Origin of the sequence: Microbacterium oxydans (assembly GCF_900095745.1) — a bacterium.
GTDB classification, from domain to species: Bacteria; Actinomycetota; Actinomycetes; order Actinomycetales; family Microbacteriaceae; genus Microbacterium; species Microbacterium oxydans_B.
Genome location: NZ_FMIR01000019.1, coordinates 21,097 through 35,226 on the forward strand (window position 1 = coordinate 21,097; position 14,130 = coordinate 35,226).

The window sequence follows — 14,130 nt, forward strand, 5'->3', positions numbered from 1 at the left end:
CCCGGATGAAACGGCGGTCGGCGGAGACGACCAGGCCGAGCGTCTTCTGGCCGCTCGCCGCACTGGTGATCCCGCCGGTCGCGCTGATCGCGAAGATCCGTGTCTCCGGCGGCGAGAAGCTCCCGCAGGAGGGGTCGTTCATCCTCGCGCCGAATCACTACTCGGAGTTCGATCCGCTCATCGTGGCGGTTGCCGTGTGGCGGATCGGGCGTGCGCCGCGGTTCATGGCCAAGGAAAGTCTCTTCAAGGTCCCTGTTCTCGGCTGGTTCCTGCGCCGCACGGGCATGATCCCGGTGGCCCGCACTTCGTCTGCGGCTTCTGCGCGGCAGACGATGAAGCAGTCCGAAGAGCTGGTGGAGCACGGTCGCGGAGTGATCGTGTATCCCGAGGGCACCCTCACGCGTGATCCCGATCTGTGGCCGATGCGCGGCAAGTCCGGCGCGGTGCGTCTGGCCCTCGCCGACGGCATCCCGCTGATCCCGATGGCGCAGTGGGGCACCCAGGAGATCATGGGGCGCTACCAGAAGGGCCTCAGCTTCTGGCCGCTGCGCAAGCCGGTCCGGGTGCTGGTCGGCGATCCGGTGGACGTCTCCGATCTGCGCGGACGCGCGGGGGAGCCCGCGGCGCTGAACGAGGCGACGAACCGCCTGATGAACGCGATCACCGCACTCCTCGAGGAGCTGCGCGGAGAGAAGGCGCCCGCGGAACGCTGGAACCCCGCAAGCCATGGGCAGAAGGAGACCGGACGCCTTGACTCCTAAGAGAACAGCGCCCGTCGGTCCGCGCGCCACCGTCATCGGCGCCGGCAGCTGGGGGACGACCTTCGGCAAGATCCTCGCAGACGGCGGCGCCCAGGTGACGATGTGGGCCCGGAGAGCCGAGCTCGCCCAGGAGATCAACGAGGCCAAGCGCAACTCCCGGTACCTGCCGGGCATCAACCTCCCGCGCACGATGGCGGCCACGCATGAGCTCGCGACGTCGCTCGAGGGCGTCGAACAGGTCTACCTGTCGGTCCCGAGCCAGTCGCTCCGCGAGAACTTGAAGGCAGTGCGCCCGCTGCTCGCCGACAGCGACGCGAAGATCATCAGTCTGATGAAGGGCGTCGAGCGCGGTACCGGCTTGCGCATGAGCCAGGTGATCCAGCAGGAGCTCCGGTGCGACCCCGACCGCATCGCTGTCGCGTCCGGTCCGAACCTCGCGCTCGAGATCGCCCGCGAACAGCCGACCGCTGCCGTGATCTCGTCGCGCAGTCGGGAGACGGCGGAGATCGTCGCGCGTGCCGCGCGGAACAGCTACTTCCGCACGTTCGTGAACACGGACGTGATCGGCACCGAGTTCGGCGGAGTGCTCAAGAACCTGATCGCGGTCGCCATCGGCATCGTCGACGGCGTCGGTTACGGCGAGAACACCAAGGCCTCGATCATCACGCGAGGTCTCGTCGAGATGACGGACTTCGCCGTGGCCAACGGCGCGCATCCGGAGACGCTCCAGGGCCTCGCCGGCCTCGGCGACCTGATCGCCACCTGCCAGTCGCCGCTGAGCCGCAACAACACGGCCGGGCGCCTGCTCGGCCAGGGATACAGCTTCCAGGACGTCGTGAAGCAGATGCAGCAGACGGCGGAGGGACTGGCCTCGGTCGCCCCGATCCTGCAGCTCGCTCGCGAGGCCGAGGTCGACATGCCCATCGTCGAGCAGGTGAAGATGGTGCTCGACGGCAAGATGGATCCGAGAGACATCGCACCCCACCTGACGACGGACGACGACACCCCGCAGGGTGAGAGGACCAACCATGGACAAGCAGACGGTGGTGGTGCTCTTCGGCGGGCGCTCCAGCGAGCATTCGATCAGTTCCGCAACGGCGGGGGGCGTGCTGGGCGCGATTGATCGCGACCGCTACTCCGTGATCCCGGTGGGGATCACCCGCGAGGGGGCCTTCGTCCTGGAAGACGATGATCCCGCGAAGTTCCCGCTGGATGCCGCACACCTTCCCGAGGTCGTCGACAACGGCACGCGCGTAATGTGGCCCGAGCCGGGTGGCGACCGCACGCTGCGCGTCGTCCAGGTCGACGGATCGATCGTCGGTCTCGGCGCCGTCGACGTCGTGCTCCCGATCCTGCACGGGCAGCATGGCGAGGACGGCACCATCCAGGGGTTCTTCGACACGCTCGAGGTGCCTTACGCCGGTGGCGGGGTCCTCGACTCCGCGCTGTGCATGGACAAGCACTTCATGAAGATCGCCCTCGAGGCGGCCGGCATCTCGGTGGCGCCCTGGGTGACCGTGCGTCGCACGGACTGGGAGCGGGATGCGGCAGACATCCGCACCCGCGCGGCCGCCCTCGGTCTGCCGCTGTTCGTGAAGCCTGCTCGTGCGGGCTCGAGCGTCGGCGTCTCCAAGGTCGAGGTGGCCGACGAACTCGATGCCGCACTGGCCGTGGCGTTCGCCGAAGACGACAAGGTGCTCATCGAGACCGGGGTGAGCGGCCGGGAGATCGAGGTCGCCGTTCTCGAGACGGCGGAAGGGGTGCGCGCCTCCCTTCCCGGGGAGGTCATCCTCACCTCGCGGGGGTTCTACGACTTCGAGGGCAAGTACCTCGGCGGTGACGGTGTCGATGTCGTCTGCCCGGCAGAGGTGACCGACGCCGAGACGGCCGCGATCCAGGAGGCCGGCCTCCGCGCGTTCGAGGCCGTCGACGGCCGGGGGCTCGCCCGCGTCGACATGTTCCTGACCCCCGAGGGCACCCTCGTCGTCAACGAGCTCAACACGATGCCGGGCTTCACCCCGATCTCGATGTTCCCGAAGTGCTGGGTGGCGTCCGGCCTGAGCTATGGCGAACTGATCACCGAGCTCGTCGAGGCGGGTCTGCGCCGCTGACCCTGGCGTACCCGCCCTCAGTCAGCTCGCGGGGAATTCGACGCGGTCGGTGCACTTCGCCGTCGCCGGCGCCAGTCCGGACTGGATGCTCGTGGAGATCGAGTCCACGATGGACTGGAAGTCGATCTGCTCGCCCCGACGGATGTTGACCTCGACCGCGGGCTCGCGCCCGTAAGTGACCAGGCGCTGCCGCTCCTCCTCCTGCTCGAGGACCAGCCAGTCGACGCCGCCGAGCGTGGTGCAGACGAGTGCGGAAGGGGCCGGCGGCTCGACACCGCAGCGCAGGGCGACGGTGGTGGGCTCTCCCCATGCGCCTGTGGCCTGGGCATCCGTCCACACCCGGTCGAACCCGGCGACGCTGTCCGGCAGCAGCACCGAGACCGAGGCGCACGCCGGATCGTTCGCGTCATCGGCCGGTTCGAGGTGCACGGTCGTGGAGCATCCGGCGAGGGCGGCGGAGAGGATCACCGCGCCTGCGAGGGCAGCGAGGCGACGGGAACGAGGCATGCTTCCAGGCTACCTTTGACAGCATGCCCTCCCGACCCGAAGCCGATGATCCGCGCCTGGGCGATGTTTCCGAAGGACGCATACTGCAGGCGATCCTGAGCCGCACCGCACCGGGCGCGCACACCCTGATCGGGCCGGGTGATGATGCGGCCGTCATCGCGACTCCCTCGGGCAGTGTCGTCGCGACGACCGACACACTTGTGCATGGGCCGGACTTCCGCCTCGCGTGGTCCAGCGGCTATGACCTCGGGTGGAAGGCCGCGGCCGTGAACCTCGCGGACGTCGCGGCGATGGGCGCCCGCCCGACCGCTCTACTCGTCGCCCTGGCCGTTCCCCGGGATCTGCGTCTCTCCTTCGTCGAGCGTCTCGCTGACGGCTTCCGCGAGGCATGTGCCGCATTGGCGCCGGGCTGCGCGGTGGTGGGCGGTGACCTGACAGTGTCCGATGTGCTGACCATCGCGGTGACAGCGCTCGGAGATCTCGAAGGTCGCGCTCCGGTCACCCGCAGCGGCGCCCGTCCCGGCGACGTCGTCGCCGTCGCCGGCGAGTTGGGCAACGCGGCACACGGACTCGCCGTGCTGTTCGGTCGTTTCCGTGACGGCGATGCCCCCGTGCCGGTCGACGTCGCGAAGCTGGCCGCGGGGGAGTCCGCTGCGCTGGCCGCGCAACTGCGCCCGTCGCCCCCGATCGGTCTCGGCGCCGTGGCGGCGACGGTCGGTGCGACCGCGATGATGGACATTTCCGACGGACTCGCTCTCGACGCCCGTCGGATGGCCGCGGCGTCGGGGGTCACCATCGCTCTCGACCGCGCCGCGCTGGGCTCGGATCCGGAGCGTGCGATCGCCGGCGGAGAAGACCACGCGCTGCTCGCCACTTTCCCCGAAGGAATGCTCCCGCCGGGGTTCCGCGTGATCGGACGGGTCATTCCGAGCGGAGACGAGGATCTGCTGTGCGACGGACTTCCCGTCGACATCAGCGGATGGGATCCCTATCGGGACTGGGACTCGGTCTCGGGCTGATCGTCCGCTGACGAACTCTCGTCGGCCGCAGGCTCCGCCCACCACAGCGTGGTGTCGCCGTAGCCCTTCTCCCGGAACAGCTCCAGACCTGCGGCGCCGAAGTCGGGAGGAGTGGAGCGGCGCGCGCGTTCGACGACGACGACCGCGTCTGCGGAGAGCAGCGGGGCGAGGGCGACGAGGTCGGCTGTCATGGCTGCATCGTCGAGATCGTAGGGCGGGTCGGTGAAGACCAGGTCGAAGGGCCCGGCCGCGCGCTGCAGGAAAGCATGGACCGCGCCCTCGTGCACCCGACCGGCCGACGGGCCTCCGGCCTTGGCGACGACGGCGGCGTTGCGGCGGACGATGGCTGCCGCCTGCCGGCCTCGCTCGACGAGATCCGCGCTGGCGGCGCCCCTGCTCAGCGCCTCGAGGCCCAGGGCGCCGGAACCGGCATACAGGTCGAGAACGCGCGCGCCGTCGATGGCGCTCAGCGCCTCCAGTGCGCCGAAGAGCGATTCCCGCACCCGGTCGCTGGTCGGTCGCGTGCCGACACCCGGCACTTCCAGGCGTGCGCCTCTGGCGGCGCCTGCGATGATCCTCGTCACCACTTCACGATACGACAGCCCGGGTGCCGGCGGTGTCGGTCGCGTTCCCTAGACTCGGAGCATGTCGCTCACGCTCGATTCCTCGTTGGAGGATGCGCTCGGTGCGGCGTCTGCCAAGACGCTCGGACGAGCTTTCGGCATGCAGAACGTGGGCGACCTGCTCTCGCACTATCCGCGTCGCTACGCCGATCCGGGCGAGCTGACGCCGATCCGCGACCTCCCCCTCGGCGAGACGGTGACCATCGTCGCCGAGGTCCTGTCCTCGAGCTTCCGACGGATGCGCAATCGGCCGGGCGCGATGGTCGACGTGGTCATCGGCGACGGGATCGGACGGATGTCCCTCACGTTCTTCGCGAAGAACGTCGGTGCGGCGGAGTGGCGTTCCAAAGACCTCGCGGTCGGCCGCCGCGGAGTCTTCTCGGGCAAGGTGGGGGAGTTCAACGGCGTCACTCAGTTCGCGCATCCCGAGTACGAGCTGTTCGACGATGAGGATTCCGCCCGGCGCAGCGCGGATGCGCGTGCGGCGGTTCCGATCCCGATCTACCCGGCGACCTCGGCGATCCAGACGTGGCAGATCGCCCGCCTCATCGGACGGGTGCTGGACGATCTCGTCGAGGTGCCCGACCCGTTGACGGCCGAGATCAGGGAGCGCGAGGAACTGCTCACAGCCGACGAGGCGCTGGAGCGGATCCATCGCCCACGCACGCGCAACGACATCGATCCGGCCGTTCGCACCCTCCGGATGCACGAGGCGCTCACATTGCAGACTGCGCTCCTGCAGCAGCGTGACGCGGTGCGCGCGCTCTCCGCCACGTCGCGGCCCGCGGGGCCGGGAGGCCTCCTCGAGCGATTCGACGCCGCGATGCCATACACGCTCACGCCCGATCAGGAGACCGTCGGGGCGCAGATCGCCGCAGACCTCGTCGGGTCGTGGCCGATGAACCGGCTCGTCCAGGGTGAGGTCGGTTCCGGAAAGACGCTGGTGGCGCTGCGGGCGATGCTGCAGGTGGCCGAGAGCGGCGGGCAGGCGGCGCTGATCGCACCGACCGAGGTGCTGGCCGGACAACATCTGCGCTCGATCGCGAAGATGCTCGGTCCCGATCTCGCGCCGCTGCTCATGCCGACGCTGCTCACCGGCCAGCTTCCGGCCGCGGAGCGACGCAAGGCGGCGCTCCGGGTCGCCTCGGGGCAGGCGCTCATCGTCGTCGGCACGCATGCGCTGCTGGGTGAGAAGACGACCTTCGCCGACCTCGGCCTCGTGGTGGTCGACGAGCAGCACCGTTTCGGGGTCGAACAGCGGGAGGCGCTCCGCGCGAAGGGGTCGAGTCCGCACGCGCTGGTGCTCACGGCGACGCCCATCCCGCGAACCGTGGCGATGACGGTGTTCGGCGACCTCGACACGTCCGTCATCCGCACGATGCCCGCCGGACGTGCGGGCATCGAGTCGTTCGTCGCCCCGCTGGCCGAGCACCCCGGATGGTTCAACCGCGTCTGGGAGCGCGCCGCAGAGGAAATTGCCCAGGGGCGTCAGGTGTTCGCGGTCTGCGCCGCGATCGACACGACGAAGAAGACCGCTGAGGCGGCTGAGCCCTCCGCGTTGGTCCCCGAGGGCGCGTCCGGTCCCCGGTGGGGTGTGGTGCAGCTCGACGAGGCTCTCGCGACGCATCCCACCCTCGGCGGGATCCGTCGCGCCGTGCTGCATGGTCGGATGCCGTCTGACGAGAAGGATGCCGTCATGCAGGCCTTCGCCCGCGGCGAGATCGACCTGCTGCTGGCCACCACCGTGATCGAGGTCGGCGTGGACGTTCCCAACGCCTCCACGATGATCGTGCTCGACGCCGATCGCTTCGGTGTCTCCCAACTGCACCAACTGCGCGGACGCGTGGGCCGAGGCGGGGTTCCTGGGCTCTGCCTGCTGGTCACCGAGGCGGAATCCGGTTCCCTCGCTCGAGACCGTGTGGACGCCGTCGCAGCGACGCTCGACGGGTTCGCCCTCGCCGAGGTCGATCTCGAGCTGCGGGGCGAGGGCGATGTGCTCGGTGCCGCACAGGCCGGCGTCCGCTCGTCGCTCAAACTGCTGCGTGTCGTCAAGGATGCAGCGCTCATCACGCGTGCCCGCGAGGTGGCCGAGACGATCCTCACCGACGACCCGACGCTCCAGCAGCACCCTGGTCTTCGTGAGGCCATCGCACGGCGGGTGACCGACGAAGATCGGGCGGCCCTGGCGAAGAACTGAGCTTCGTTCCTGCCCTAGGCTGGTGGCATGAGCAGCCGGATCGCCGTCGTCCCGGGTTCCTTCGATCCGCCGACCCTGGGTCATCTCGATGTGATCCGCCGGGCCGCAGCCCTCTATGACGAACTGCACGTGCTGGTGGTGCACAACCCCGGCAAAGAGGCGATGCTCCCGATCGCGCAGCGGCTTTCCCTCCTCGAGCGTTCGATCGCCGAAGACGGCATGCCGGGCAACATCGTGATCGGGTCATGGAGCATGGGACTGCTCGTGGACTATGCCCGCGATGTCGATGCCGGGGTCCTCGTGAAGGGCATCCGCTCGCAGATCGATGTCGCCTACGAATCCCCGATGGCGATCGTCAACCGCCACCTCGCCGGCATCGAGACCGTGTTCCTCCTGCCGGATCCGTCGCACGCGATGGTCTCGAGCTCGCTGGTGCGCCAGGTCGCATCGCTCGGCGGCGACGTCACACCGTTCGTCCCGCCTGCGGTGGCCGACTTCCTCGACACCGGCGGACGCGGGATCTGAGTCCTCCTGGAGGGTGACGGTCAGCCCGGCCGCAGGTGCAGCCGAGTAGCATGGAACCGTGCGCTCTCGAATGAACGGCCCTTTCGTGCTCCCCGTCCGTGACATCGTCCGACGTCCGGGAGAGATGCGTGAACACGAGTTCACCGTGGCTCTCAAAGAGACGTGGGGGGAGGGGATCGTCACCTTCGACGCAGGCTCGGACATCGATCTCGATGTGCGTCTGGAGTCGGTCCACGAGGGCATTCTGGTCTCCGGAACAGCCGACGCGGAGTACGTCGGCGTGTGCGGCAGATGCCTGATCGACATCGCCCGGCCCGTCGAAGTCGAGTTCCAGGAGCTTTTCGCGTATCCTGGTGAGGAAGAAACTGACTTCGAGGTTCAAGACGACCACGTGGATCTTGAAACTCTCGTCAGGGATGCGGCCGTATTGTCGCTTCCTTTTCAGCCGGTGTGTCAGCCGGATTGCCCGGGTCTCGACCCGAAAACGGGTGAACGACTGGCCGTGAGCACCGGAACGGAGCAGGTGGCTCCCATCGATCCTCGGTGGAGCGCGCTCCAGAACATCACAGACCAAGACGGCGCGGAAGAATCTCGTGCCGCCGAGAAAGAAGAGAGCTAGTCATGGCTGGTAACCCCCCGAAGCGCAAGGTTTCCCGTTCGAACACCCGGTCGCGTCGCGCGCAGTGGAAGGCGGCTCCCGTCGCCCTCGTGAAGACCATCGAGAACGGTGAGGTCGTCTACAGCCGTCCCCACCAGGCGAAGGTCGTCACCGACTCGCAGGGCACCGAGCTCTTCCTCGAGTACAAGGGCCGCAAGGTCGCCGACGTCTGAGTCGCGTACCGTGACGGAGGTCCCCGGGGGGACGAGACCTCTCCCAGATAAGCTCCGCGTCGATATCGACGCGGAGCTTCTGGAGTTGGCCCTCACCCACCGCTCCTACGCGTATGAGCACGGCGGGATCCCGCACAACGAGCGCTTGGAGTTCCTCGGCGACTCGGTGTTGGGTCAGGCCGTGACGGTGATGCTCTTCACCACGCACCCCGACCTCGACGAGGGCGAGCTGGCGAAGCGGCGTGCGAGCGTCGTGTCCACCGTCGCTCTCGCGGAGGTGGCTCGGGGCATCGACCTCGGCAGCCATCTGCTGCTGGGGCGCGGTGAGGAGCAGACCGGCGGTCGCGACAAGGACTCGATCCTGGCGGACACGATGGAAGCCGTGATCGGTGCCACGTATCTGTCGGCCGGTCCTGAGGCTGCCACCGCGCTCGTGCTGCGTCTCACGGAGCCACTGCTCGCCGATCCGGAGCGCTACGGCGCGGCCATGGACCCGAAGACCAGTCTGCAGGAGCTCGCTGCCCGTGTCGGCGCGACCCCGCCGCAGTATTCGGTCGAGGCGAGCGGACCGGATCACGACCGCCGGTTCATCGCGACGGTGTCGGTCGGCGACGTCAGCATGACCGGCCGCGGCAGCAGCAAGAAGACCGCAGAGATGGCGGCGGCCCTCAGCGCTTGGCGCACTCTCAGCGAGCGTGCCTGAGCTTCCCGAGGTCGAGGTCGTCCGAGCCGGTCTTGAGCCGGCCGCGGTCGGATCGGTCATCACGTCGGTGAGCGTGTTCGACGAGCGAGCGCTCACGCGGCATGTCGCCGGGGCCGCGGACTTCGTCGGCAGGCTCGAAGGCCGGACCTTCACTGCCGCGTCCCGCCGGGGCAAGTTCCTCTGGCTCCCTCTCGACGACGAGGATTCCGCGCTGATCGCTCACCTCGGTATGAGTGGTCAGATGCTGCTGCGGGCGCCGAATGCCGACGCGGAACGTCATGAACGGATCCGCATCGGCGTCGAGCATCCCGTGCACGGCGAGCTGGCGATCGTGTTCGCGGACCAGCGCACTTTCGGCTCGCTCGCCGTCGATGCGCTGATCGATGACGACGGATCGCGGATCCCCACCCAGGTCGCGCACATCGCCCGCGATCCTCTCGATCCCTCCTTCGATGATCGCGCCTTCGGTGTCGCGCTCGCACGGAGGGGAAGCGCGATCAAGCGTGTTCTCCTCGACCAGGGCGTCGTGAGCGGGATCGGCAACATCTACGCTGACGAGTCTCTCTGGGCTGCGCGCATCCATCCGGAGACACCTGCCGACCACCTGTCCACGCAGGCTGTGCGCCGACTGCTGGTGGAAGTGCGGCTCGTGCTCGCGAAGGCCCTGGCGGAGGGCGGAACCAGCTTCGACGCGCAGTACGTCAACGTCAACGGTCAGGCAGGCTACTTCGCCCACTCTCTCAACGCCTACGGCAGGCAGGGCAAGCCGTGTCCGCGCTGCGGAAAGGCGATCGTGCGGGAGAGCTTCATGAACAGGGGCTCGCACTTCTGCCCGTCCTGCCAGCGACGCCGCTGACCTGTACCGGAACGAGCAGGTCAGCGGGGGTCGCGGACGGTCATGCGGTCTGGAACGCTCCCCGCAGCAGCGGACGCGTGGCCCACGTGGTCGCCCAGACGATCCCGATCCCCGCACCGACCACCGCCGCGATCGTGAGGAGCGAGAGCGGCGCCGTGATCAGTGCGATGCCGAGCAGCGGGATCACGAGGACGGCCGCGACCAGAGCCGAGCCGATCGCCGTGATCAGCAGCGGGGACATGATCGCACGTCTCCGGGCACGGTCCACGGTCTCCAGCGGCATGCCCAGGTGGTGGAGGCTGCGGTGCAGTTCGCGCTGGTCGAGCACGTCGGACGCCTGGTTCACGCCGACGGATGCCGCCACCATGAGGAACGACCCGATCAGGGTGATGACGAGACCTGTGCGGATATCGGTGGCCAGGGCGATGTCGGCCTCGGCCGCCTCCGATCCGGTCATCACGTTCATCAGGGCCACGCCCGTTCCGGCGAAGACGGCCATGAAGCTCGCCATCGCGATGCCACCGACCTGCCGCCACGCGGCTTTGGGAGAATCCAGGACCACGCGCGCTGCGAGCAGCCGCTCCGGCTGTTCGGCCCGGCGAAGCTGTCGCGATGCCGACACCTTGAGGACCCACGGGCCCACGACGTTGAGCACCGCGAGCGCGGCACCGAACAGTCCGGCCAGCACGACGATGGTGGTGACCAGCCCGCCGATGGACGGGAAGACCTTGATGAGCACGACAGCGATCGCGATGGTGCCCGCAGCGATCAATGCGCGGATCCAGTGCACGTTGGTTGTCGTGGCACGGGTGCGGACCCCGAGGGGCGAGATCACCACGCGACGGAGCCCGATGACCGCACTCGTCGATGCGAGGAGGAGGACGCCGGCGAGCACCATGGCGATCTGCAGTGGAGGAAGAACGACCGCACCGAAGCCGAGTGCCTCACCACGGAACGGAATCAGGCCGATGAGCGGACTCAATGCGACGTGTCCGACCACGCCGGCGAGGGCTCCTGCAGCGGCGACGAGAACGGACTCGGTGACGGTGGCGACCGTGACGCCGGCAGGGGAGACCCCGAGCAGCCGGAGAGTCGAGAGGCGCTCGTCACGGCGGCGGGCGGAGAGTCGCGCCGCTGCCCCGCCGAGAGACATCAGCGGGACGACGAGGAGGACGAGGGCGATGGCGGCGAGCGCCTGATAGATCGGAGCCTCCGGATCGGTCCAGGCCCAGAACGACTGGGCGCCTCCGATCACGGTCAGCACCAGCGTGGTCACCACGCCGAAGGCGACGACGGGGAGGGCGAGGACGCTGTTCTGCCCGGGCGCCGGGCGCAGCAGCAGAGCGAGGACGTTGCGGTTCACGCCGTCACCGCCGAGGAGACGATGCGGCCATCGCGGACGGCGAGGGTGCGAGTGCAGCGACCGGCCACCTCGGGGTCATGGGTGACCACGACGAGAGTGCGGCCCTGGCTCGTGGTGGACCACAGCAGGGCGTCCATGACCTCGGAGGACGTGTGCGAGTCGAGTGCACCGGTCGGCTCATCGGCGAAGACGAGCTCCGCGCCCGTGGCCTGCGCGCGAGCGATGGCGACGCGCTGCGCCTGACCGCCGGAGAGCTCGCCGATCCGGCGATCCTCCATGCCCGCGAGACCGAGGGCGGCGAGCCAGGAGGCCGCATGCTGGATGGCATCCTGGCGCCGGATGCCGTTGATCATCGAAGCGAGGGCGACGTTCTCCACCGCCGTCAGCTCCGGGATCAGCAGGCCCTGCTGGAAGACGAAGCCGAACCGCTCGCGGCGCAGGCGGGAGCGTGCGGACTCGTTGAGCGCGGTGACCTCGATGGGGGCGCCTTCTGCCGGGCGGAAGAGGACGCTGCCCGCATCGGGTGCGGTGATTCCCGCCAACACGTGCAGCAGGGTCGTCTTTCCGGAGCCCGAGGCGCCCATGATCGCAACGGACTCACCACGGTTGATGGCGAGATCGACTCCGGCGAGGGCGCGTGTCATCCCGAAGGTCTTGGTCAGGGCATGGGCTTCGATCACGGGGATGTTCATGTTTCCACTCTCGTCAGCCGGCCGGCCGGTGTCGTCGATCCGGCGGATGACGGAGCGGGCCCGACCTCATCCCGAAGAATGAGATCGGGCCCGCACGGGCATCAGAGCTTCTTCTGCCACCCCCCGGCGTACGAGACCGCGCGGAAGCCGATCTTCTCGTTGATGCTGAGCATGGGACGGTTCTCCTCCGCGTTGAACGTGGAGACGACGGGCGACTCCGGCATCAACTCCTGCCACCGCAGAAGGTTCGCGCACTTCACGATCGTCCCGAGCCGATGACCGCGGTGGTCCTTCGACACCAGGGTGCCGTACTGATGGGTGACACCCGTGTGATCTGTCCCGATCAGCAGCTCGTTATAGGCGACGATGTCGCCGGTCGGGACGTGCTGCACGACGGAGACCGAGACGACGCGCCCGGAGTCGATGATCCGTGCATCCCGCCGCGCGACGCGATCCGCGTCCCACACCTCGGCGACGAAGTCCATCTCGCCGCTCGGGGCGTCTGTCGACAGGCCTGCAAGGATGCCGGCGTATGCCGCGCGCAGTTCCGGCGGCGTCGGCAGCATCCACTCCACCGTCCGGTACTCCGAACCGGCATGGGCGTATGCCTCCGCCAGCGCCGTGCGCAGGAGCGCCGGGTCGGAGTGCAGATCGAACTCGCTGTTCCGCTCGACCTGCTCGAGCGTGTATCCGGCGGATTCCGCCAGATCGCTCAGGGGTGTGGCCGGCACGCGACCCCACCCCGTCCGCGGCACGAGCATGCGCTCGGCCTGCTCCGGCCGGTGCAGGCTCCACAGCTGCAGCACAGTGCGACCGCGTGACCTTGCCTCCTCCTCGGAGCGCGCGAGCAGCGCATTCTCGATGCCGTGACCCCAGTGCGCCTCCGGCACCAGCATGTCGATCTCGCCGGCATTCGCCTCCTCCTCCTGCGCGAAGGAGATCGTCGCCATGCCGACGATCTCGCCGTCGACACGGGCGACGAAGCCGCGGTCCAGCGAGTCGGTGTCGTCCTGCCAGCCGGGCAGAACCTGCGCCGCTTCCAGCGCGAGGCCCGGAAGCCCGACCTGCTCGTCGCAGATCTGGCGGTTGAGTTCTCCGTACGCCCGGAACTCCGCCGCGGTGTCGTCATCGATCGAGGTCGGGACGATCAACGGCGTGATCGTCGGTTCAGCGATGGTCATGTCAGGTCCTTACTGGTGTGGATTCACGGGAGATGCGGGACTCGGCGTCCCTCGGGCGACAGGATCAGCGGATTCCGCGCTGCAGGGCGAAGGCCGTGAGGACGCCCAGCTCGTGTTCGGCGCGGCGGCGCTGCTCGGAGATCAGCAGCTCCGCCGACTCGATGTGCACGGTGCGACGCTGCCGACGCGGGCGCTGAGACCGTTGGAGCAGCCAGAGGCCGATCCGGAGAGAGAGGCGATCCGTGAGGGCTAGGCGGCGGAGTTCATCGTCGCGGGGGATCTGGAAGACCTCGCGGTCCTCGGTATCGGGCGGGTGGGCAGTGTTGCGGCGCAACGTGGTATTCACGAGAAAGTCCTTCGATAAAGAAGTGAAATGCGGGTGCAGAAGACGTCGCACCTCCGTGGCGAGCGAGGCCGCCAGGGGTGCGGAGGATGGCGGCACTTCGGAGCCACGAAACGCGGATGCCGAAGGGCGGCGAGATCCATGATCCGGATGCGGATCAGAGGGTGGGGCGCGGGTGCACCGACGGGAGAGGGCCCACTAAGGGCCGTGATTCTCGGGGTGCGCTGCTACGAGAGCGCGCTGATGCGGACGCCGGCGGTTACCGAGAACGCAGGGCGCAGCGCAGAGTGCGCGGGCGCGGCAAGGCCAGTGGCCTGTGCGTTGAGCTGAATCATCATCATCGGTAACCTCCTTTCGTGCGTCGATCCGGAGGACACGGTAGCGAACTCCGCCGGGCATCGTCAAGCATTTCCGTCGC

At 68.6% G+C, this 14,130-nt stretch carries 16 protein-coding genes; 10 read left to right on the top strand and 6 right to left on the bottom strand.

From position 1 onward, the window contains the following. Positions 1-5 precede the first annotated feature (5 nt). From BQ2383_RS15590 to BQ2383_RS15600, 3 genes are read left to right on the top strand one after another with little or no spacing between them, the layout of a single operon-like run. Entirely contained in the window at positions 6-761 is a 756-nt protein-coding gene (locus tag BQ2383_RS15590) for a lysophospholipid acyltransferase family protein (RefSeq protein WP_432206346.1), read from the top strand. Further along, entirely contained in the window at positions 727-1,884 is a 1,158-nt protein-coding gene (locus BQ2383_RS15595) for an NAD(P)H-dependent glycerol-3-phosphate dehydrogenase (RefSeq protein ID WP_374225437.1), read from the top strand. Before BQ2383_RS15590 ends, BQ2383_RS15595 begins: the two co-directional genes overlap by 35 nt. After that, entirely contained in the window at positions 1,790-2,872 is a 1,083-nt protein-coding gene (locus BQ2383_RS15600) for a D-alanine--D-alanine ligase family protein (protein ID WP_091036025.1), read from the top strand. Before BQ2383_RS15595 ends, BQ2383_RS15600 begins: the two co-directional genes overlap by 95 nt. A gap of 21 nt (positions 2,873-2,893) precedes the next feature. Here BQ2383_RS15600 and BQ2383_RS15605 read toward each other — a convergent pair whose 3' ends face one another. After that, positions 2,894-3,379 (bottom strand): DUF3515 family protein, encoded by a 486-nt coding sequence (locus tag BQ2383_RS15605; protein WP_029263541.1) that lies wholly within the window; start codon positions 3,377-3,379, stop codon positions 2,894-2,896. Positions 3,380-3,402: 23 nt separating this feature from the next. On the opposite strand from BQ2383_RS15605, the gene thiL reads away from it, so the two are divergent. Then, on the top strand, positions 3,403-4,398 hold the full coding sequence (thiL, locus tag BQ2383_RS15610) for a thiamine-phosphate kinase (protein ID WP_091036029.1): 996 nt from the start codon (positions 3,403-3,405) through the stop codon (positions 4,396-4,398). Here the strand turns inward: thiL and rsmD are convergent. Beyond that, complete coding sequence (rsmD, locus tag BQ2383_RS15615) at positions 4,368-4,982, bottom strand: 16S rRNA (guanine(966)-N(2))-methyltransferase RsmD (RefSeq protein WP_091037576.1); 615 nt, start codon at positions 4,980-4,982, stop codon at positions 4,368-4,370. The genes thiL and rsmD overlap by 31 nt on opposite strands. Before the next feature lie 61 nt (positions 4,983-5,043). Here rsmD and BQ2383_RS15620 point away from each other — a divergent pair, with 61 nt between their 5' ends. The 6 genes from BQ2383_RS15620 (at position 5,044) to mutM (ending at position 10,133) form a co-directional block, all read left to right on the top strand. Continuing rightward, entirely contained in the window at positions 5,044-7,218 is a 2,175-nt protein-coding gene (locus tag BQ2383_RS15620; protein ID WP_029263538.1) for an ATP-dependent DNA helicase RecG, read from the top strand. Between the two features lie 27 nt (positions 7,219-7,245). After that, positions 7,246-7,743, top strand: coding sequence for a pantetheine-phosphate adenylyltransferase (coaD, locus tag BQ2383_RS15625; protein WP_091036031.1), 498 nt, complete (start codon positions 7,246-7,248; stop codon positions 7,741-7,743). 70 nt (positions 7,744-7,813) lie between these two features. Continuing rightward, positions 7,814-8,362, top strand: coding sequence for a YceD family protein (locus BQ2383_RS15630; RefSeq protein ID WP_091036034.1), 549 nt, complete (start codon positions 7,814-7,816; stop codon positions 8,360-8,362). Between the two features lie 2 nt (positions 8,363-8,364). Next, a complete protein-coding gene (gene rpmF / locus BQ2383_RS15635; RefSeq protein ID WP_091036036.1) occupies positions 8,365-8,574 on the top strand; it encodes a 50S ribosomal protein L32 in 210 nt (69 codons plus the stop codon). A gap of 10 nt (positions 8,575-8,584) precedes the next feature. Further along, a complete protein-coding gene (gene rnc, locus BQ2383_RS15640; protein ID WP_091036039.1) occupies positions 8,585-9,277 on the top strand; it encodes a ribonuclease III in 693 nt (230 codons plus the stop codon). Further along, positions 9,270-10,133 carry a bifunctional DNA-formamidopyrimidine glycosylase/DNA-(apurinic or apyrimidinic site) lyase gene (mutM, locus tag BQ2383_RS15645; RefSeq protein WP_091036042.1) on the top strand — a complete coding sequence of 288 codons (864 nt, stop codon included), beginning with the start codon at positions 9,270-9,272 and terminating at the stop codon, positions 10,131-10,133. The genes rnc and mutM overlap by 8 nt, the downstream gene beginning before the upstream one ends. A 40-nt stretch (positions 10,134-10,173) precedes the next feature. Here the strand turns inward: mutM and BQ2383_RS15650 are convergent, their stop codons facing one another. The 4 genes from BQ2383_RS15650 to BQ2383_RS15665 form a co-directional block, all read right to left on the bottom strand. Next, a complete protein-coding gene (locus tag BQ2383_RS15650) occupies positions 10,174-11,496 on the bottom strand; it encodes an FtsX-like permease family protein (protein ID WP_091036045.1) in 1,323 nt (440 codons plus the stop codon). Beyond that, complete coding sequence (locus BQ2383_RS15655; RefSeq protein WP_091036047.1) at positions 11,493-12,188, bottom strand: ABC transporter ATP-binding protein; 696 nt, start codon at positions 12,186-12,188, stop codon at positions 11,493-11,495. Before BQ2383_RS15655 ends, BQ2383_RS15650 begins: the two co-directional genes overlap by 4 nt. Before the next feature lie 101 nt (positions 12,189-12,289). Next, positions 12,290-13,369, bottom strand: coding sequence for a GNAT family N-acetyltransferase (locus tag BQ2383_RS15660; RefSeq protein ID WP_091036050.1), 1,080 nt, complete (start codon positions 13,367-13,369; stop codon positions 12,290-12,292). 64 nt (positions 13,370-13,433) lie between these two features. Continuing rightward, the gene (locus tag BQ2383_RS15665) at positions 13,434-13,715 is read right to left on the bottom strand and encodes a hypothetical protein (RefSeq protein WP_091036053.1); all 282 of its coding nucleotides are present in this window, start codon (positions 13,713-13,715) and stop codon (positions 13,434-13,436) included. Positions 13,716-14,130: the final 415 nt, after the last annotated feature.

What these genes read in the sequence shown, in the direction of transcription:
- BQ2383_RS15590 (WP_432206346.1), top strand. Translation starts at nt 6, where the DNA reads ATGAAACGGCGGTCGGCGGAGACGACCAGGCCGAGCGTCTTCTGGCCG.
- BQ2383_RS15595 (WP_374225437.1), top strand. Translation starts at nt 727, where the DNA reads ATGGGCAGAAGGAGACCGGACGCCTTGACTCCTAAGAGAACAGCGCCC.
- BQ2383_RS15600 (WP_091036025.1), top strand. Translation starts at nt 1,790, where the DNA reads ATGGACAAGCAGACGGTGGTGGTGCTCTTCGGCGGGCGCTCCAGCGAG.
- BQ2383_RS15605 (WP_029263541.1), bottom strand. Translation starts at nt 3,379, where the DNA reads ATGCCTCGTTCCCGTCGCCTCGCTGCCCTCGCAGGCGCGGTGATCCTC.
- thiL (WP_091036029.1), top strand. Translation starts at nt 3,403, where the DNA reads ATGCCCTCCCGACCCGAAGCCGATGATCCGCGCCTGGGCGATGTTTCC.
- BQ2383_RS15620 (WP_029263538.1), top strand. Translation starts at nt 5,044, where the DNA reads ATGTCGCTCACGCTCGATTCCTCGTTGGAGGATGCGCTCGGTGCGGCG.
- coaD (WP_091036031.1), top strand. Translation starts at nt 7,246, where the DNA reads ATGAGCAGCCGGATCGCCGTCGTCCCGGGTTCCTTCGATCCGCCGACC.
- BQ2383_RS15630 (WP_091036034.1), top strand. Translation starts at nt 7,814, where the DNA reads ATGAACGGCCCTTTCGTGCTCCCCGTCCGTGACATCGTCCGACGTCCG.
- rpmF (WP_091036036.1), top strand. Translation starts at nt 8,365, where the DNA reads ATGGCTGGTAACCCCCCGAAGCGCAAGGTTTCCCGTTCGAACACCCGG.
- BQ2383_RS15655 (WP_091036047.1), bottom strand. Translation starts at nt 12,188, where the DNA reads ATGAACATCCCCGTGATCGAAGCCCATGCCCTGACCAAGACCTTCGGG.
- BQ2383_RS15660 (WP_091036050.1), bottom strand. Translation starts at nt 13,369, where the DNA reads ATGACCATCGCTGAACCGACGATCACGCCGTTGATCGTCCCGACCTCG.